31 protein-coding genes and 1 tRNA gene are annotated in these 15797 nt (G+C 63.6%); 22 read left to right on the top strand and 10 right to left on the bottom strand.

The window, feature by feature from the left end; all coding sequences use genetic code 11:
- The first annotated feature begins 1 nt into the window (after window position 1).
- The 19 genes from KJP29_RS07015 to KJP29_RS06925 are packed head-to-tail and all read left to right on the top strand — an operon-like array spanning window position 2 to window position 7078.
- The gene (locus KJP29_RS07015) at window positions 2–313 is read left to right on the top strand and encodes a hypothetical protein (protein WP_218462846.1); all 312 of its coding nucleotides are present in this window, start codon (window positions 2–4) and stop codon (window positions 311–313) included.
- On the top strand, window positions 297–575 hold the full coding sequence (locus KJP29_RS07010; RefSeq protein ID WP_218462845.1) for a hypothetical protein: 279 nt from the start codon (window positions 297–299) through the stop codon (window positions 573–575). Before KJP29_RS07015 ends, KJP29_RS07010 begins: the two co-directional genes overlap by 17 nt.
- Entirely contained in the window at window positions 572–982 is a 411-nt protein-coding gene (locus KJP29_RS07005; protein ID WP_218462844.1) for an HNH endonuclease, read from the top strand. The genes KJP29_RS07010 and KJP29_RS07005 overlap by 4 nt, the downstream gene beginning before the upstream one ends.
- Complete coding sequence (locus KJP29_RS07000) at window positions 979–1164, top strand: hypothetical protein (protein WP_218462843.1); 186 nt, start codon at window positions 979–981, stop codon at window positions 1162–1164. The genes KJP29_RS07005 and KJP29_RS07000 overlap by 4 nt, the downstream gene beginning before the upstream one ends.
- Window positions 1161–1856 (top strand): hypothetical protein, encoded by a 696-nt coding sequence (locus tag KJP29_RS06995; RefSeq protein ID WP_218462842.1) that lies wholly within the window; start codon window positions 1161–1163, stop codon window positions 1854–1856. Before KJP29_RS07000 ends, KJP29_RS06995 begins: the two co-directional genes overlap by 4 nt.
- On the top strand, window positions 1853–2032 hold the full coding sequence (locus tag KJP29_RS06990) for a hypothetical protein (RefSeq protein ID WP_218462841.1): 180 nt from the start codon (window positions 1853–1855) through the stop codon (window positions 2030–2032). The genes KJP29_RS06995 and KJP29_RS06990 overlap by 4 nt, the downstream gene beginning before the upstream one ends.
- An 8-nt stretch (window positions 2033–2040) precedes the next feature.
- Window positions 2041–2247, top strand: a complete 207-nt coding sequence (locus KJP29_RS06985) for a hypothetical protein (protein WP_218462840.1) — start codon at window positions 2041–2043, stop codon at window positions 2245–2247.
- Window positions 2247–2579 carry a hypothetical protein gene (locus tag KJP29_RS06980; protein ID WP_218462839.1) on the top strand — a complete coding sequence of 111 codons (333 nt, stop codon included), beginning with the start codon at window positions 2247–2249 and terminating at the stop codon, window positions 2577–2579. Before KJP29_RS06985 ends, KJP29_RS06980 begins: the two co-directional genes overlap by 1 nt.
- Window positions 2576–3205: a hypothetical protein gene (locus KJP29_RS06975; RefSeq protein WP_218462838.1), complete on the top strand. Its 630-nt coding sequence runs from the start codon at window positions 2576–2578 to the stop codon at window positions 3203–3205. The genes KJP29_RS06980 and KJP29_RS06975 overlap by 4 nt, the downstream gene beginning before the upstream one ends.
- The gene (locus KJP29_RS06970; protein WP_218462837.1) at window positions 3202–3519 is read left to right on the top strand and encodes a hypothetical protein; all 318 of its coding nucleotides are present in this window, start codon (window positions 3202–3204) and stop codon (window positions 3517–3519) included. The genes KJP29_RS06975 and KJP29_RS06970 overlap by 4 nt, the downstream gene beginning before the upstream one ends.
- On the top strand, window positions 3519–3779 hold the full coding sequence (locus KJP29_RS06965) for a hypothetical protein (protein WP_218462836.1): 261 nt from the start codon (window positions 3519–3521) through the stop codon (window positions 3777–3779). The genes KJP29_RS06970 and KJP29_RS06965 overlap by 1 nt, the downstream gene beginning before the upstream one ends.
- Window positions 3772–4041, top strand: coding sequence for a hypothetical protein (locus tag KJP29_RS06960; protein WP_218462835.1), 270 nt, complete (start codon window positions 3772–3774; stop codon window positions 4039–4041). The genes KJP29_RS06965 and KJP29_RS06960 overlap by 8 nt, the downstream gene beginning before the upstream one ends.
- Complete coding sequence (locus tag KJP29_RS06955) at window positions 4041–4706, top strand: hypothetical protein (protein WP_218462834.1); 666 nt, start codon at window positions 4041–4043, stop codon at window positions 4704–4706. Before KJP29_RS06960 ends, KJP29_RS06955 begins: the two co-directional genes overlap by 1 nt.
- A complete protein-coding gene (locus KJP29_RS06950; RefSeq protein ID WP_218462833.1) occupies window positions 4703–5221 on the top strand; it encodes a hypothetical protein in 519 nt (172 codons plus the stop codon). The genes KJP29_RS06955 and KJP29_RS06950 overlap by 4 nt, the downstream gene beginning before the upstream one ends.
- A complete protein-coding gene (locus KJP29_RS06945; RefSeq protein WP_218462832.1) occupies window positions 5218–5469 on the top strand; it encodes a hypothetical protein in 252 nt (83 codons plus the stop codon). The genes KJP29_RS06950 and KJP29_RS06945 overlap by 4 nt, the downstream gene beginning before the upstream one ends.
- Window positions 5466–5741 carry a DUF4031 domain-containing protein gene (locus tag KJP29_RS06940; protein WP_218462831.1) on the top strand — a complete coding sequence of 92 codons (276 nt, stop codon included), beginning with the start codon at window positions 5466–5468 and terminating at the stop codon, window positions 5739–5741. Before KJP29_RS06945 ends, KJP29_RS06940 begins: the two co-directional genes overlap by 4 nt.
- Window positions 5734–6279: a DUF1192 domain-containing protein gene (locus tag KJP29_RS06935; protein ID WP_218462830.1), complete on the top strand. Its 546-nt coding sequence runs from the start codon at window positions 5734–5736 to the stop codon at window positions 6277–6279. The genes KJP29_RS06940 and KJP29_RS06935 overlap by 8 nt, the downstream gene beginning before the upstream one ends.
- Window positions 6276–6455, top strand: coding sequence for a hypothetical protein (locus KJP29_RS06930; RefSeq protein WP_218462829.1), 180 nt, complete (start codon window positions 6276–6278; stop codon window positions 6453–6455). The genes KJP29_RS06935 and KJP29_RS06930 overlap by 4 nt, the downstream gene beginning before the upstream one ends.
- Window positions 6452–7078, top strand: a complete 627-nt coding sequence (locus KJP29_RS06925; RefSeq protein ID WP_218462828.1) for a hypothetical protein — start codon at window positions 6452–6454, stop codon at window positions 7076–7078. The genes KJP29_RS06930 and KJP29_RS06925 overlap by 4 nt, the downstream gene beginning before the upstream one ends.
- On the opposite strand, the gene KJP29_RS06920 is transcribed toward KJP29_RS06925, so the two are convergent.
- A complete protein-coding gene (locus KJP29_RS06920; RefSeq protein ID WP_218462827.1) occupies window positions 7050–7223 on the bottom strand; it encodes a hypothetical protein in 174 nt (57 codons plus the stop codon). The two genes, KJP29_RS06925 and KJP29_RS06920, sit on opposite strands and share 29 nt — an antisense overlap.
- 123 nt (window positions 7224–7346) lie before the next feature.
- Window positions 7347–7436: transfer RNA gene (locus tag KJP29_RS06915), tRNA-Ser, on the bottom strand.
- Between the two features lie 339 nt (window positions 7437–7775).
- On the opposite strand from KJP29_RS06915, the gene KJP29_RS06910 reads away from it, so the two are divergent.
- Window positions 7776–8441 (top strand): sugar transferase, encoded by a 666-nt coding sequence (locus KJP29_RS06910; protein WP_218462826.1) that lies wholly within the window; start codon window positions 7776–7778, stop codon window positions 8439–8441.
- A 21-nt stretch (window positions 8442–8462) separates the two neighbouring features.
- Here the strand turns inward: KJP29_RS06910 and ychF are convergent, their stop codons facing one another.
- Window positions 8463–9560 carry a redox-regulated ATPase YchF gene (gene ychF / locus KJP29_RS06905; protein ID WP_218462825.1) on the bottom strand — a complete coding sequence of 366 codons (1098 nt, stop codon included), beginning with the start codon at window positions 9558–9560 and terminating at the stop codon, window positions 8463–8465.
- Between the two features lie 103 nt (window positions 9561–9663).
- Between ychF and KJP29_RS06900 the strand changes: the two genes are divergently transcribed.
- Complete coding sequence (locus tag KJP29_RS06900; protein WP_218462824.1) at window positions 9664–10062, top strand: VOC family protein; 399 nt, start codon at window positions 9664–9666, stop codon at window positions 10060–10062.
- Here KJP29_RS06900 and KJP29_RS06895 read toward each other — a convergent pair.
- From KJP29_RS06895 to KJP29_RS06870, 6 genes are all read right to left on the bottom strand, one after another.
- The gene (locus tag KJP29_RS06895) at window positions 10059–10820 is read right to left on the bottom strand and encodes a TIGR02186 family protein (protein WP_370630845.1); all 762 of its coding nucleotides are present in this window, start codon (window positions 10818–10820) and stop codon (window positions 10059–10061) included. The genes KJP29_RS06900 and KJP29_RS06895 overlap by 4 nt on opposite strands.
- Window positions 10820–11725, bottom strand: a complete 906-nt coding sequence (locus tag KJP29_RS06890; RefSeq protein WP_218462822.1) for a sulfite exporter TauE/SafE family protein — start codon at window positions 11723–11725, stop codon at window positions 10820–10822. The genes KJP29_RS06895 and KJP29_RS06890 overlap by 1 nt, the downstream gene beginning before the upstream one ends.
- 78 nt (window positions 11726–11803) lie before the next feature.
- Window positions 11804–12607 carry a purine-nucleoside phosphorylase gene (locus tag KJP29_RS06885; protein WP_218462821.1) on the bottom strand — a complete coding sequence of 268 codons (804 nt, stop codon included), beginning with the start codon at window positions 12605–12607 and terminating at the stop codon, window positions 11804–11806.
- Between the two features lie 96 nt (window positions 12608–12703).
- Window positions 12704–13120 carry a GNAT family N-acetyltransferase gene (locus KJP29_RS06880; protein WP_218462820.1) on the bottom strand — a complete coding sequence of 139 codons (417 nt, stop codon included), beginning with the start codon at window positions 13118–13120 and terminating at the stop codon, window positions 12704–12706.
- Window positions 13117–13704: a tRNA (adenosine(37)-N6)-threonylcarbamoyltransferase complex dimerization subunit type 1 TsaB gene (tsaB, locus tag KJP29_RS06875; RefSeq protein ID WP_218462819.1), complete on the bottom strand. Its 588-nt coding sequence runs from the start codon at window positions 13702–13704 to the stop codon at window positions 13117–13119. Before tsaB ends, KJP29_RS06880 begins: the two co-directional genes overlap by 4 nt.
- Complete coding sequence (locus KJP29_RS06870) at window positions 13694–14260, bottom strand: NifU family protein (RefSeq protein WP_218462818.1); 567 nt, start codon at window positions 14258–14260, stop codon at window positions 13694–13696. Before KJP29_RS06870 ends, tsaB begins: the two co-directional genes overlap by 11 nt.
- A gap of 101 nt (window positions 14261–14361) precedes the next feature.
- Here KJP29_RS06870 and KJP29_RS06865 point away from each other — a divergent pair, with 101 nt between their 5' ends.
- Window positions 14362–15264 carry a DMT family transporter gene (locus KJP29_RS06865; RefSeq protein ID WP_218462817.1) on the top strand — a complete coding sequence of 301 codons (903 nt, stop codon included), beginning with the start codon at window positions 14362–14364 and terminating at the stop codon, window positions 15262–15264.
- Between the two features lie 4 nt (window positions 15265–15268).
- Here the strand turns inward: KJP29_RS06865 and KJP29_RS06860 are convergent, their stop codons facing one another.
- Complete coding sequence (locus KJP29_RS06860) at window positions 15269–15724, bottom strand: universal stress protein (protein WP_218462816.1); 456 nt, start codon at window positions 15722–15724, stop codon at window positions 15269–15271.
- Between the last annotated feature and the right edge of the window lie 73 nt (window positions 15725–15797).

Raw genomic sequence — 15797 nt, 5'->3', positions numbered from 1 at the left:
CATGCCCTACACCAAGGACGGCATCGGATACCGGCACACCGACACCAGCGAGGCGGCGGCGCAATCGGCGAAGACCTCAGCCGAGACGTTGCGCGCCCGTGTCCTCGATGTGCTGGCCGCGAGCGCGATCCCGCGCAGCGCCGAGGGCATCGCCCGGAGCATGGGCGAACACCCCGCGAGCGTGAAGCCGCGGATTTCAGAACTGCGCAACGCCGGAAAGGTCCGGGACAGCAAGAAACGCGGGCGCACCGATATGGGGCGGTCCTGCATCCTCTGGGAACTCACGGAAGGCACAAATGCCCAAGACAATTGAAATGATACGCCGCGAAGGCGAGACCCTGGCCGATGCGCTCCTGCGCACGCTCCGGGACGCGGAACCCGGCGACTGCGTGGTCTACATGCGCGCGCCCGCCGGCCACGTTGGCCGGCCGCAAATCTTCAAGGACGCATGGCGGTTCATGGAGCGCGGATACTGCCTGCTCGCGCAACGTGCGACCGCGCCCGTGTCCAGCGAGAGTGGGCGCGAGTTTGAACACCTCGCGATCCGCATGAAGCGGTGGGGCATCCCCCGATGAACGACCGCCGGTCCATATCTCCGCTTCAAATGCGCGGGCTCCTGCACCGGCAAAAGAACATCTGTCCGATCTGCGGTCAGGTGATCAACCTGGCGCGCGGCGACAAGGTTCATGTCGACCACGTGATCCCGCTCGCGCTCGGTGGCGCGGACACGTGGGACAACATGACCGCGACCCATGATCACTGTCACGTCGAGGTGAAGACCCCGCTGGACCGCAAAGACATCGCCCGAGCCAAGCGCCTCGCCAAGAAGATGGCTGAACACGCCGAGCGCATGGCCGCCAAGGGCCAGCCGATCACGGAGGCAAAGCCCCGGCGCAAGATCGCGAGCCGTGCCCTTCCGGGCGGGCGTGGCGACACCCTCAAGAAGAAGCTGACCGGCCAGACCGAACGGAGGGGGCCATGAAGAAGGAATTACCCCAACCGAGAGGGGACCGGTCGAAGCTGACCCCGGAAGAACGCGACAGGCTGGAAAACGAAATCATCCCGAACGCGCGCGCGTGGCTCGCCGACAAACACAATCCGCCCCTGTCCAGCAAGTGGGAAAGCGCGGTTCGCACGCTCCGGTATTGGGGAGAAGAGATTTGATCGAGAAGGCATCCGAACTCACGGACTTGGCGTCTACCTGGCTCGCGGCAACCTATCCCGAGAGCATCATCGTCAGGGAATTGTCCGTCGCTGATTGGGGCGGCGCGCGCATCGACATTGCTGCGATCACTGCGCAGGAGATCGTGGGCGTCGAGGTCAAAGGCGCAGGCGACAGCCCGTCCCGGCTCGAACTCCAAGGTTTCGTCTATGGGCGTGTCGCCCGTCGCATGTGGGTTCTTCCCTGCGAACAACTGCGTGAGCGCTGCTTTGACCAGCGCCCGAGAGGATGGGGCCGCCTCGAAGTCTTTGATGGCGCGGTGCGCCCCATGAACACGGCAAGGAAGCTCGGCCCCGAGGTGAAAACGCAGAATGGGTCCAAGCGAAATTGCGTTCGAGACGACAGCCGCTATGAGCCAGACGAAGCGGGTGCGATCCCGTTGCTCTGCCCGTTCAGCATGTGCGGCACGCTCTGGCGCGATGAACTCTACGAGGTCGCGCGGCGCAACAACGTTCAGACGACCGGAAAAGCCCTGGTTCATGCGCTGACCGAGGCCATCGTGAACCAGATGCCCGCGCCGATGATCCACGCCGAAATGATCAGGGAGCTTCGATCCCGCGTTTGGCGCAAGGAGGTTCTGGACACGCGCACCGGTCAATCGCCGGGCCCACGAGGACAGGGGGCGCTTCTGTGATCGAGATCACCCGCCTCGAAGCCGCGACCCGCGCGGTCGCCGAACTGATGCTGGTGGACCCGACCTATGCGCCGGTGTTCCGCACGCTCGACGCCGCGCTTCAGACACACCGCAAGGCCATCGCCACGGACGACCCCATCGAGCGGGCGCGTGAGCTGGCGAAGATGCACGAGTGAGAGACCAGATGACCAATCAGACGTTCAGCCGGGAACAGAAGCTCGCCGCCATCGAGCGGGAAATCATAATGCGCAGGCGGGTCTATCCGAGACGGGTTCAGGATGGGCGCATGACGCAGGCGGAAGCTGATCGCGAATTGGCGATCATGAAAGACATCGCCCGGGATTGCGCCGCTCAAGGCGATCTTTTCGAGAAAGGCAATGGAGGCCAATGATGACCAATGAAATCGCTTGGGGGCCGTGGGTCCTGCACGATCACAAGGGGATTCCGTCCGCGCTCAAGGCCGGGGTGATCGTTGAATTGCAGATCGTTCACATCACCGGCCCGATCAGGGTTGTCGCGAAATGGCCCGGAGCCAGCGAAATCGCGAGGATCGCTTTCTCCGGCGGTCAACTCCCTGCAATCGGCAAGGTGATCCGCTGGCGGATCCAGAAACCGAGGTCCAAGGCGCTGAACGATCTGATCGCGCTCGCGGCGAACCCGTCCTCCATGCAGATCTCCGGGCCGGTTGAGCCGACACGCGCGCCGGATGGGGCGAAGGCATGACGCAAGCCTACCCCCTGCAATGGCCGGATGGGTGGCCACGCACGAACCCGCTGTATCGCGACAACGGACACAAGTTTCAGCGCGGCGACTGGAAGGGCGGCTACAAGGCCACGACGATCAACGACACGCGCATCGCGCTCGCCAAGGAGCTTGAAATGCTCGGCGCGCGCAACGTGGTTCTATCCACGAATGTGGAGATTCGCCTCGACGGCGAGCCCTATTCCGGTCGCCGTGCGCCCGATGATCCGGGAATCGCCGTGTATTTCACCCTCGACGGTGAGGCCATGGTCATGGCGCAGGACGCTTACCAGCGCGTGCCCGACAACATCAGGTCCCTGACGCTCGCGATCTCGGGGATGCGCCAGATGCAGCGCCACGGCGGCGGCACGATGCTGAAGCGCGCGTTCGCCGGGTTCACCGCGCTCCCGCCGCCCGGAGACATGAGCCCGATCGTCACAACCCCGCCGCGCATGTGGTGGGAGGTTCTGGGCGTTGCGCAGGATTGCCCGCTGGCCGTCGCCGAAGCCGCCTGGAAGGCGCTCGCGCGGATCACACCCGAAAACGACCGATACGACATCAACGCCGCCATCGAGGCGGCACGGAACGCCAAGAGGAGCAACGCATGAAACTGACCCTAACCCTCCTGACCGCACTCGCCCTCGCCGCACCGGCCAGCGCGGGCGAACTAATCAAGGTCGCGGACAAGATCGAGGAAACGGCTATCGAATACGAGCTGATCGCCAAGGTCTCGATCCCACAGGCGTCCAAGCGCGACGTGACCCACTACTACACCCGGACATTCAACGCCTTCCCTGACGGGCAGATGAACCGCGCCCAGTGCGAACTATGGAAGCTGCGGCTTCTTATCATCCACGGAGAGTTTGGCGATCCCGTCACGGGCGACTGCCACCCTGTCCCCCTGCCGCCGGGGGCTATGTGATGGTGGAGAGATTTTCAAACCTCCACCAAGGGCAGGAACTCGACGCGGTGTTCGGCCCGGAAAACGAGATCGGGGAGTATTCCTTCGGCAAAGTGGGCCGCAACGGGGTAACGCGCATCGTGGTCAAGCAACTGGCCGGGCCGATGGGCTTCTACGATGTGGCGGTCATCGTGCGCGAGGACACCGACGAACCGGACGAGATCATCCCCCTGCACATGGCCGAATTTATCCGGCTCAAGAAAGGTCCGAACCATGGCTGAAGTGAACCCGAACGATCTGGACCAGCTCGCGGCGATGGATAGCGAAACCTTCGTGGGGTCAGCCGCGACCATTCGAGGTCACGCGCGTGAGCTTATTGCCGCCCGAGCCATGATCGAGGCCGCAGATGGGTTCTATGAGGCCTGCATGTCCGCTTGGGCGGCCGGCGAGCCCAAGCACAAGGTCGAGAAGATGGTCAAGGCAGCGGGCGTTTTCGAAATCGCCCGAGACGCCTACCGCAAGACAAAGATGGGCAAAGAGTGATGGGCGCATATTCCTACCTCGAAACCGACGAGTTCACCGGCGGGATCGTCTTCGCAAAGTCCAACATAGAGGCCCGCCGGATCGGCGCGAACCTCCTGAACATGGACGACATCGGCGGCATGGAAGTGAAGCGCCGCAAAGACCTCGATCGCTTTGAAGAGACCGGCGTTCCCGCGTGGCTGCTGGTCTCTGAAGGTTGGCGATTTGAATGCCTCGGCTGCGGAATGCAGATCAACGAGGATGAGATGGAGGACGCGGGGCTTCCCGTGACCGGCATCGTCGGCGTCGAGCATGGACACATCTACTGTTGCCACGTCTGCCGGATGCAACGCATGGCGGAATACGCAGCCTGCAAAGCGTTCGGTGAGGCGTTTCTGGACATGCTCAAAGGCGTGGTCACAGCGCGGTTCCCCGACATCGAGCCCTGCTTTGGCGAGTATCGGCACCACGTCTATGTGCCGACTTGGTGCAGCCCCTACGTTGTCCAGCAGGCCAAGGTTCATTTCAGCTTCCCGGGCATGAAGATCGGCCCCGCTTCGCTGGTCTACCAGCACCAGGCCAACGCGCACGGATCCCGCATTACCGGCCCGGTGAAGCCTGAATTTTACTGCTGCAACGGAGATCGCGAAGCGTTCGAAGCGCTCGCAGGAAGGAGTGACCAATGACCGAGACGAAAGCACTTACAGCCCACGAGACTATGGCAGACACGGAAGCCCGCCACGGCAACCGGGACGCCCTTGAGGCGATGACCCGCGAACGCGACATAGCCCGCGCCCGCCTCGCTGCGGTGGTGGAGCAGGCGGCGAACCTCAAGACATACGAGAACCGCAGAAACGCGGCTCTTAGCTATCGGCATGACCTTGGACTGCTACCCCCGTCAGATCAAGAGGAGCTTATAAGCACCGCAGGATGGTGGTTTGAGGCGTGGTCGCACCAAATCCGCGCCCTCGCCGACCAATCCGACCGGGACGCGCTCGCCGAGCACGACAGGCGCATCCTCGCACCGTGGATCGACTTTGTGACCGAACTCGCCGAGTGGAAATTCGACGTGATCAGCGGTCGCGCACCGGACCCGCAAGACAGCCTGGACGATGTGACGCCCTACGATGTGGTCGAGGCGTTTCAGGACGACGCGCGGGCGTTGCTCGCCACCATCCGCGCACAGGGAGGCGAGACGTGAGCAACTACCGCGATATTCAGGACATGCCGTCTGGTGTCCACGAGGCACTTTGGCAGATGTTCAAGGACGGACCGATCTGGGACGGGAACCTTGTCTGCAAAACCTCCCGAAAGTGGCTCAGGGAAAACGGCTATGCCGATCAAAGTTCGGGCCACAACTTTCTCACGGCAATGGGCGTCGATCTCGCCGTGTCACTCGGTATGGGAGACCGGAAAGATCGACGCGGAGCACAGGGAGGCGAGGAATGACCGTCTACGTCGACACCATGCGCGCGTCCTTTGGCCGCATGAAGATGTGCCACATGATCGCCGACAGCACCGAGGAATTGATCGCCATGGCTGATCTGATCGGCGTTGACCGGAAGTGGATACAGAACGCGGGCACGCCCCGCGAGCATTTCGACATCGCCCTGTCCAAACGAAAGCAGGCCGTCGCACTCGGCGCGGTGGAAGTCTCCATGATGGAGCTAGGCCGCATTCTCAGGGCACGACGCGCACAGGGAGGCAAGAGCGATGAGTGATCCTGGACAAATACATCACGAGCCGGAAGTCAAAGAAGGCTATGCAACCGAGTTTTACCCTGTTCGCTGGCTCGCCTACAAACCTAAGTCTGATCAATTTCGCAGGGGCATCAAAGGACGCTGGCAGCGTATGAACGAATACGGTGGATGGGAGAACCTTCCTCGTGGAGAGCCTATCGGGCCTATCCATCCGAACCCGTTCGACGCAGACGAAGCCGCCGACCGCATCACCGCCCTAGAGGCCGAGGTGGCGCGGCTGCGGGAGGCGATGAACGCGAAGGTGCAAGTGAAGCCGCTGGTGTGGGAGGACGAACGTATCAGCAGAAACTCTCCGCGTCAGACTGCTGACAGCATAATTGGCTGCTACGAGGTTTTGCAGTGGTCATCGGGTGACTACGGTGGATCCGCCCCAGCAGAAGACCCGGGAGATCAGAATGAAGAGTTTAGCGGATTAGCCTCGCTGGACGAAGCCAAAGCGCACTGCCAAGCCGACTACGAGGGCCGCATCCGCGCTGCACTACAGGAGGACGGTGAATGAGCCAGTGGCACCGCATAGATGACCCGTTCTTCGAGTTCGCGATGAAGCTCCAGCTCGAAGAGGACCGCTTGCGTAAGGCGCGTCGCACAGCCGAGGTCCGCGCGAGGACCGCTGCGAAACCCGACAAGCGCGCAAAGGTGAAGGCCGCGCGCAAGCAACGGAGGCGCACCAGATGATCAAGCCCATCCTCTTTTCCGCGCCGATGGTCCGTGCCCTTCTGGACGGTCGCAAGACACAAACGCGCCGCGTCCTGAAGCCTCAGCCGTATGGCGACGTGATCCACTACGGATGGGAGCAGGACGCGGGCGCCCGATGGACTGACCAGTCTTTCGATAGTTACCGACTGCCGTTCTGGGTTGGCGATCTGCTCTGGGTCCGCGAGGCTCACAAGCTGATCGACCGGCATTGCGATTATCGCGCCGACTGGCCGGAGGGCAGCCAAGGCCATTTTTCTTGGCGCCCCTCGATCCACATGCCCCGATGGGCCTCACGCCTGACCCTGCGTGTCACGGACGTGCGCGTGCAGCGGTTGCAGGAGATCAGCGAGGCGGATGCGGTGGCTGAGGGTGTTGCACACGATCAGGACCGCTCTCGCGGGAACTGCATTGCATGGCGGGACTACCTCGACCGTGGCGGAAAATGCGCAACCGGAACGGCCTCTTTTCGTAGCCTCTGGGACAGCCTCAACGCAGGTCGCGGCTACGGATGGGACGCGAACCCGTGGGTCGCGGCCTACACGTTCGAGGTGATCCGCGAGAACGTGGACGATCTCATCCGATCAGGATCGCAGCCGCAATAACCACGGATCCCGCGAGAAGGCCGCCCCAGATCACGGTGGCGCCTTCTTCCTCGGGGTGCTTTGCGGTCTCGACAAGAGCCCAGAGGGAATAGGTCCCGACGATTCCGCACGCGGCGAGGATGATTTCTTGGAAGGCGCTGATCATGAGCCAGATACTACGCCGGCCGCAGGGGAAAGCACCCCGCATTTTTGGGTCACATTTCGGGTCACAAAACGGGTCACGGTGAAAGCCCCTTATTCCTTTGGTTGTTGGCGCTGAAAAAAGGTATGGCGGAGACGAAGGGATTCGAACCCTCGAGACCCTTCCGGGCCTACTCCCTTAGCAGGGGAGCGCCTTCGACCACTCGGCCACGTCTCCGCTGGTGTGTCTATGGGCGTCTTTCAGGGAAAACAAGAGGCAAAGGGCGGGTGGGGCAGGTTTCCCGGGCCCGGAGGTGGCATAGATGGCGGAATTGATGCCCCAATCGTCATCTGTGGCATGTGTATCGGGGCGGGCCATCGGCACACTGCCGTTTCCTCCCACTCAACAAACCGGCCAGATCCCGCCAATTTGACACTTCAGGTCTTTGGTCTTGACGATTTCCCAACGGTTTTGCTTGCTCATGTGCGATGGCGGTCGCTAGATACCCTGGGGATATGACCGGCCACGAAACGCCACGAGGTTTGGACGAAAGGGATTGTTGCTGCCGTGAGAACCATGGAATTCGATGCGACCTTTCTGTCCGACGCCCCGACGCGAAGCCTGCGTGAGGCGAGGGTGACACTTGCGGCCAACCACCCGGTCTACTGGAAATCCAAACGGGTCCTCGACGTGGTCATCGGGCTGTGCGCGCTCCCCTTCGTCTTTTTCGTTGCCTTGGCACTTCTCGTCCTGAACCCATTTTTCAACCGGGGCTCCCTGCTTTTCTCGCAGACTCGCGTGGGTCGGGATCTGAAACCCTTCACGGCCTACAAATTCCGCACGATGACCGACGCGAAGGGCGCCCAGCGCGCCGTGAACGACCCGGTTGAGGCGCATCGGATCACGCCGCTGGGGCGTCTTCTACGAAAAGTGCGGTTCGACGAATTGCCGCAATTCTTCAATATTCTCATCGGTGACATGTCCTTCATCGGCCCGCGTCCTGACATTGCCGAACATGTGGCGGTCTTCATCGACGCCATTCCGGAATATCGCGCCCGGCATCAGATTCGGCCCGGCCTTGCGGGGCTCGCCCAGGTGCAACTCGGATATGCGACGGGGATCGACCAGACGCGCATGAAGGCGCGGGCCGATCTGACCTACATCCGGCAGGCGAGCCTCTGGCTCGATCTGAAGATCGTCTGGCTGACGCTGGTCGTGATCGTCCGGGCCAAGGGGCAGTAGACCCGCCCAAGGCGGCGGACGTCAGGCGTTGAAGAGGAAGTGCAGGACGTCGCCGTCCTTCACGATGTATCCCTTGCCCTCGGCCCGGAGCTTCCCTGCATCCCGTGCGCCGGCTTCGCCGCCCAGGGCGACGAAGTCGTCGTAGGCGATGGTTTCAGCCCGGATGAAGCCCCGTTCGAAATCGCCGTGAATGACACCGGCGGCCTGGGGCGCGGAGGTACCTGTCTTGATCGTCCAGGCGCGCGCTTCCTTGGGGCCCACGGTGAAATAGGTCTGAAGGTGCAGCAGATCGTAGCCCGCGCGGATGAGTCGGTCGAGGCCCGCCTCGTCGAGACCGAGCTCGCCCAGAAACATCTCCTGTTCTTCGCGGTCGAGTTGCGAGATCTCTTCCTCGATCTTGGCCGAGATCACGACACTCGCGGCACCCTGTTCCTTCGCCATCCTGGCGACGGCTTCAGAATGGGCGTTGCCGGTGGCGGCCTCGTCCTCGCCCACGTTGCAGACGTAGAGGATGGGCTTCGAGGTCAGGAGCTGGAGCATCCGCCAGGCTTTCTTGTCGTCCTCGGCCACGTCGACGGTCCGCGCCGGTTGGCCGTTCTCGAGTGCGACCTTGGCCGCCTGCATCAGCCGTTCCTGCTGGACCGCTTCCTTGTCGCCGCCACGCACCTTGCGGACGATGTTGACGAGGCGCTTCTCGATGGACTCGAGGTCGGCGAGCATCAGCTCGGTCTCGATGGTCTCGGCGTCGGCCACCGGGTCCACGCGGTCCTCGACATGGGTCACGTCCTTGTCCTCGAAACAGCGCAGGACATGGGCGATGGCATCGACTTCCCGGATGTTGGCAAGGAACTGGTTGCCGAGCCCCTCGCCCTTGGACGCGCCCTTCACCAGACCTGCGATGTCGACGAAGGTCATGCGCGTGGGGATGATGTTCTGGGACTTGGCGATCGCAGCCAGTTTGTCGAGCCGGGCGTCGGGCACTGCGACTTCGCCCACGTTGGGTTCGATGGTGCAGAAGGGAAAGTTGGCGGCCTGGGCCGCTGCGGTCTTGGTCAGCGCGTTGAACAGGGTCGATTTGCCAACGTTCGGAAGCCCGACGATCCCCATGCGAAAGCCCATGTCACTCTCCTATCCAAAGTCCCGCGCCTTCTAGGGGGAATTGCGATTGCCCGCAACGGGGCGCGTGCTAGCGTGACGCCGTGAACCGCCGGAGGACTCACCCATGCAACCGATCCCATACGTGTTCTTGAAAGATACTGCACGCGCTGCCTTTACCTTCTGGGGGGAGGTCTTCGGCGCCACGCCCGAGATCATGCCCGCGGGCGACATGTTCCCGGACAACCCGGAAGGCGTCATGCACGCCGCGCTGAAGGTCGGGGACGGCTGGATCTATGGCTCCGATGACCTGAGCGGCAACCCGGTGGCGCCGATGGCCGGGTGCAATATCCATGTTTCGTTTCCCACGGTAGAGGAGGCGCGGGCGGCTTTCGACAAGCTCTCGCAGGGTGGGGAAATTCGGATGCCGCTTGAAAAGTCCTTCTGGGCGCCGGCCTTCGGGACCCTGTCAGACAGGTTCGGTGTGCGTTGGATGGTCTCGGCGGACGCCTCTGAGACGAGCTAGTTCCGCAGGAAGACCCGGAACGCGGCGGAAGCGAGCCAGCCGGCCGCGATGGCAATGGCGAGCGACAGGAGCCCGTAGACCAGCGGCACATCGTGCGCGAGGTTGTAGACCCAGCGCTCCAGTCCGACTTTCTGCACGCTCACATAGGACACCTGATCGGCGATGATCCGGCCTTCGCGGGTCAGGAAGATGCGCGCCTGATACAGGCCTTCGGTCACATTGGCGGGCAGCTGGATCGCTGCGTCGAACAGCGTTTCCTGCGAAACGCGGACCGTGCTTTCATGGCGCGAGTAGAGGTCTTCGTCTTCCCGGATCCGAATGAGCGCATCGGCAAAGGCCTTTTCGTTGTCGGTCGCATCGGTATCCATGACCCAGACGCTTTCGTCGATCGACACCAGCCGCGCCCGGTTGTCTTCGACGCTCAACACCTCGTCGAAAGGACCGGAGGTCGCGACGGCATAGAAGGACGGGGCCTCCTGCACGTCGACGCTCTCCGCGTTCACCCAGATGCCGAACTTCCGGTCCTTTCGGCGCACCGTGACGGGTTCGTTTGGTCCCTGCACGACGATGACCACCCCCAGCGCCCCCTCGGGCGCTGGCGCTTCCCGCTTCACCGCCCCGAAGACGAGGATCTCGGACCCCACGAAGGTGGCGTCGATGGCGACGCGGTTCTGGCTCAGACCCGCGACGATATCCTCTTCGGTCTGCGCCTGCGCCGCGCCGGTGAGAAGGATCAGGAGAAGGGCGAAGATGCGCATCATTCCTCTCCGATCGAATAAAGTTCGGAGGGCTCGACCAACAGGCCGAAGGCGAGGTTGAGGCAGACGCCCAACACCAGCAGCGCCAGAAGAATGCGCGTCTGTTCCGCCTTGATCCGCATGCCGATCCGGGTGCCGACCTGGGCACCGATCACACCGCCGACGATCAGCAGAACCGCGAGCCCCAGATCGACCGTGTGGTTCTCCCAGGCGTGCATCAGAGTGGTGAAGGCCGCGACGAAGATGATCTGGAAGAGCGACGTCCCGATCACCACCTTCGTCGGCATATGGAGGAGATAGATCATGGCTGGCACCATGATGAAGCCGCCGCCGACCCCCATGATGGCCGACAGCACCCCCACAAAGAAGCCGACGAGGACCGGCGGGATGACCGAGATATAGAGCCCCGAGGTGCGAAACCGGGTCTTGACCGGCAGCGCATGGACGATCCCGTGCTTGCGCCGCTTCGGCACCGGGTTCGAGCGCGACCGCATCAGCGCGCGGACGCTCTCGATCAACATGAGCCCGCCGATGATGCCCAAGAAGACGACATAGGACAGGGTCACGAGCAGTTCGACCTGTCCGATGGACTGCAGGTAGGCGAAGAGCCGCACGCCCAGACCGGCCCCGACCAGACCGCCTCCCAAGAGGACGGTCCCCATCTTGAGGTCCACGGTCTTGCGTTTGAGGTGGGCGAGCACGCCGGAAATCGACGAGGCCACCACCTGGTTGGCGCCGGTCGCCACGGCGATGGCGGGCGGGATCCCGATGAAGAACAGGAGCGGAGTCAGAAGGAAGCCACCGCCGACCCCGAACATGCCGGACAGGATACCGACCAGCCCGCCAAGGCCAAGAAGGAGGAAGGCGTTGACCGAGACCTCGGCGATGGGAAGATAGATTTGCATGGGGTTCAGGCGTTCACGATGGCGAATGTGTCCGGAGGGTCTGGCGACCGGTTGGGTCGGGGCGATTGCCGGCGGCAATCACGCCATGTCGGACAGATATCGTCGGATCAGCCGTTCGAGTTTCTCGGCGCCGGCCACGGCCTGTTTCTTGGTGTGTTCGTGCGACAGTTTCTCGTCCGACATGCCCTCGGCCATGTTGGTGATGGCCGACACCGCCGCGACCTCGAGCCCGAAGAACCGGGCGAGGATGACTTCAGGCACGGTGGACATGCCGACGGCATCGCCACCCAGAAGCTTGATCGCCCTGATTTCGGCCGGCGTTTCGAATGACGGGCCCGAGAACCAGGCATAGGTGCCATCCTTGAGCGTGATCCCCTCGGCCTCAGCAGCCTTGGCCAGATCCGCGCGCATGGCGCTGGAATAGGCGTCGCCCAGTGGCACGAAGCGCCGGTCGGTCTTTTCACCGATGAGCGGATTGGCCCCGGCGAAATTGATGTGATCCGAGAGCATCATGAGCTCGCCCGGCGGAATGTCGGGACGGGTGGACCCGGCGGCATTGGTGAGGAACAGTTTCTTCGCGCCGAGATCGGCCAGAACCTCGAGCGGCAGGCGCATCGCTGCCGCATTGCCGTGTTCATAGTAATGCGAGCGTGCACCGAAGATCGCGATCCGGTGGCCAAGGAGGTCGCCGATCACCAGCTTCGGGTTGTGCCCGGACACCCCGGCATGGGGAAAGCCGGTCAGGTCCTCATAGGGGATCGCGGTGCCTTCGACCGCGTCGGCCAGATGGCCAAGCCCCGATCCGAGGATGAACCCCATTTCCACGGACGCCTCCCCTGCCCTCTCGCGGATCGCGGCGGCAAGTGATCTGGCATCGGACATGGCGGAACCTTTCGATTTTTCCCTCACCCTAGGCCGGGTTTTGCAGGAGGGTCCAGAGGGCTGCGGGACATGACCGTAGTTTTACGTATCTCTCGGTCAAAAAAAGTCACCGGGGAGCGTCTTGGTCATCAGAATCGCGTCCACGGCACGGTCCGGGCCTCGGGTGTAATACCCTTTGCGGCGGCCCGTCTCTCTCCATCCCGCCCGCTCATAAAGCGCGCGGGCCGGGGTGTTGTCTTCGGCGACCTCGAGGAAGGCGACCGCAGTCCCCGACTGCGCCTCGAAAGCCGCGAGCAGGTCACGTCCGACGCCCTGCCCTTGGGCCTCGGGCAACACGGCGATGGTCAGAAGCTCCACCTCGCCCGCGATGTTACGGCCGAGCGCGAAACCGGACGCATGCGTGACGAGGACGCCGCCTTTGGACGTGGCGAGGTCCTCGATTTCACGGGCCGACCAGCCGCGTTCGCCTGGAAATGCCCCGGCGTGGATCGCGGCGAGCGACTCGAAACTCACGGCAGAATGACCGGGGGCGGATCGGAGGGCGGCGCGGCATCTGCCCCACGGATATAGAGCGGGGCGGGCCGGGGTTCAGGCGCGTCGAGACGCCGAGCCGCAAGTTCCGCGATGGCCGTGACCAGAGCGGCGCCGTCCAGCGGTCCCGCGAGGGGAAGATCGTCTGGCAGGCTGTCGGCGCCGACCATTTCCGCCACGCCGCCCGGAAAGACCTGCGCATAGACCATGCCACGCCGCGCATCGGTGACCGAGCGACAGGGACGCGCAACGCCATGCGCCTGTGCCTCGAGTGTCGACACCCCGATCGCCGGCTTTCCAAGCCCCAACGCAAGCCCGCGTGCCGCCGCGACGGAAATCCGGATCCCGGTGAAATTCCCCGGCCCGACGCCCACGCCGATCCCGTCGAGGTCGGCCCAGCCAAGCCCCCCCTCCGAAAGCACCTCGACCAGAAGCGGCATCAGCCGCTCCGCCTGCCCCTTGCCCATCTCCTCGACCCGGGTCGTCACCTTGCCATCACGAAGCAAAGCGGCCGCGCAGTGCGCGGCCGATGTATCGAAGGCAAGAAGCGTCGGATCAGACGGCAACCGGCCGCACCTCGGTCACTTCCGGGATGTAATGCTTGAGCAGGTTCTCGATCCCCATCTTCAGGGTCAGGGTCGAGGACGGGCATCCAGCACAGGCGCCCTGCATGTGCAGATAGACCACGCCCCGGTCAAAGCCGTGGAACGTGATGTCGCCCCCGTCCTGCGCCACGGCGGGACGCACGCGGGTGTCGAGCAGGTCCTTGATCTGGACCACGATATCGCCATCCGGCCCGTCATGATCGGCATGGGCCTTCTGCCCGGCGGAAGCGCCACCTTCCATCACCGGCGCGCCGGATTGGTAGTGCTCCATGATCGCACCGAGCAGCGCCGGCTTGATGTGGTCCCAGTCGACCTCGTCCGACTTGGTCACGGTGACGAAGTCGGTGCCGAAGAACACCGCTGTCACGCCATCGACCGCAAAGATGCGGCGGGCGAGCGGGCTGGCCGATGCGGCGTCGGCGCTCGGGAAGTCGGCGGTGCCGGCATCGAGCACCGCTTGTCCCGGAAGGAATTTCAGGGTCGCCGGGTTCGGCGTGGATTCGGTCTGAATGAACATGAGACTTACCCTTTCTGTCAGGCATTCATATGCGCTTGGAACAGTTCTAAGTCAACCGCTCCCCCTTCCCTTTCCCGCGAGCCGCCGCCATGGTCGCGCGCATGTCGACGTCGAACCCCGATCATATCAAGGGCCTTCTGATCACCGCTCTGGGCGTGCTTTTCATCGTGCCCGACAGCCTCATGGTGCGGCTGATCGACACCGACGGGGCGACGGTGGCCTTCTGGAAATCGCTGGTCGTCGGGTTGGTCACCGGACTTGCGATCCTGATCTGGCAAGGTCCCCGCGCGTTTCGGACCACGTTCGGGGCGGGCTGGCCGGTGTGGATCTATGCAATCTGTGCAGGGGCCTCGGGCGCCCTCTTCGTTATCGCGGTGGCCCATACCAGCATCGCGAATGTCGTGTTCATCATCGCGGCCATGCCCCTCGTCTCGGCGCTCTTCTCGCGCATCGCCCTTGGCGAACGCCTGTCGCGCCGCACGGCGATCACCATGGCGGTCGTGCCGGTTGGGATCGGCCTCATCGCCTTCGGTTCGGGCGAAACCGAGGGCGCATCACTGACAGGTGACCTCATCGCCCTTGGCGTGGTCTGTGTCTTTTCGCTCGGCCTCACGGCGGCGCGCAGCGTGCGCCCGGTCTCGGTGGTGCCGGCCATTCCTGCCGGCATGCTGCTCTGGGCGCTCATCCTGTTGCCCTTCGCCGATCCGATGTCCGTGCCGCCGGGCGACTGGATCTGGGTCGCACTTCATGGCGGATTCTTCATCGCCATGTCCACAGCGCTTCTCGCCATCGGCCCGCGCTTTCTGCCCTCGGCGGAAGTCGCACTTCTCATGCTGATCGAGAGCGTTCTGGCCCCGATCCTGGCCTGGGTCGTGGTCGACGAGGACCCTGGCCTCTACGCCCTTGTGGGCGGCGCCATCGTCATAGTCACGCTCGGAATCTCCAACCTCGTCGCCCTGGTGCAGGGGCGCCGTGTCGCGGTCAGACCCGCCATGCGCCCCTGATCGGTCAGGTGATCGACTCCAGTCGTTCCTTGGACATTTCCCCCGGCACGATGGTCAAGGGCACCGGCAGGTTCGCGGCCGACCGCGTCAAGGCGGTCACGAGCGGCCCCGGACCTTTCTTGTCCGACCCCGCGCCCAGCACCACGACACCGACCTCGGGGTCCTCGCGCACCTGCGCCAGAAGCTCTTCCACAGCATCGCCTTCGCGGATGACGAGTTCCGGGTCCACGCCCTGCTTGTCGCGCATCCATTTCGCGAAGACCTCGAAATGTGCCTCTATCCGCTCACGCGCCTCCTCACGCATGAGCGTTCCGACCCCGAGCCAGTGATTGAATTCCTCCGGCGGAATGATCGACAGGATCTCGACCCCGCCTCCGGTGTTTGCCGCCCGCATGGCGGCGAAACGCATGGCGTTCAGACACTCGCGACTGTCGTCCAAGACCACGAGAAACTTGCGCATCGGATGCTCCCTCTGACCGGCCCCGATCATGCCGCCGGAACCGTCACCGCACAAGGGCTGTTGATCGCCGCCC

It is taken from the genome of Maritimibacter sp. DP1N21-5, from assembly GCF_019218295.1.
Taxonomy (GTDB): Bacteria; Pseudomonadota; Alphaproteobacteria; order Rhodobacterales; family Rhodobacteraceae; genus Maritimibacter.
Note: the sequence above shows the minus strand (reverse complement) of the source record. Positions and strands in the feature narration are given on the sequence as shown.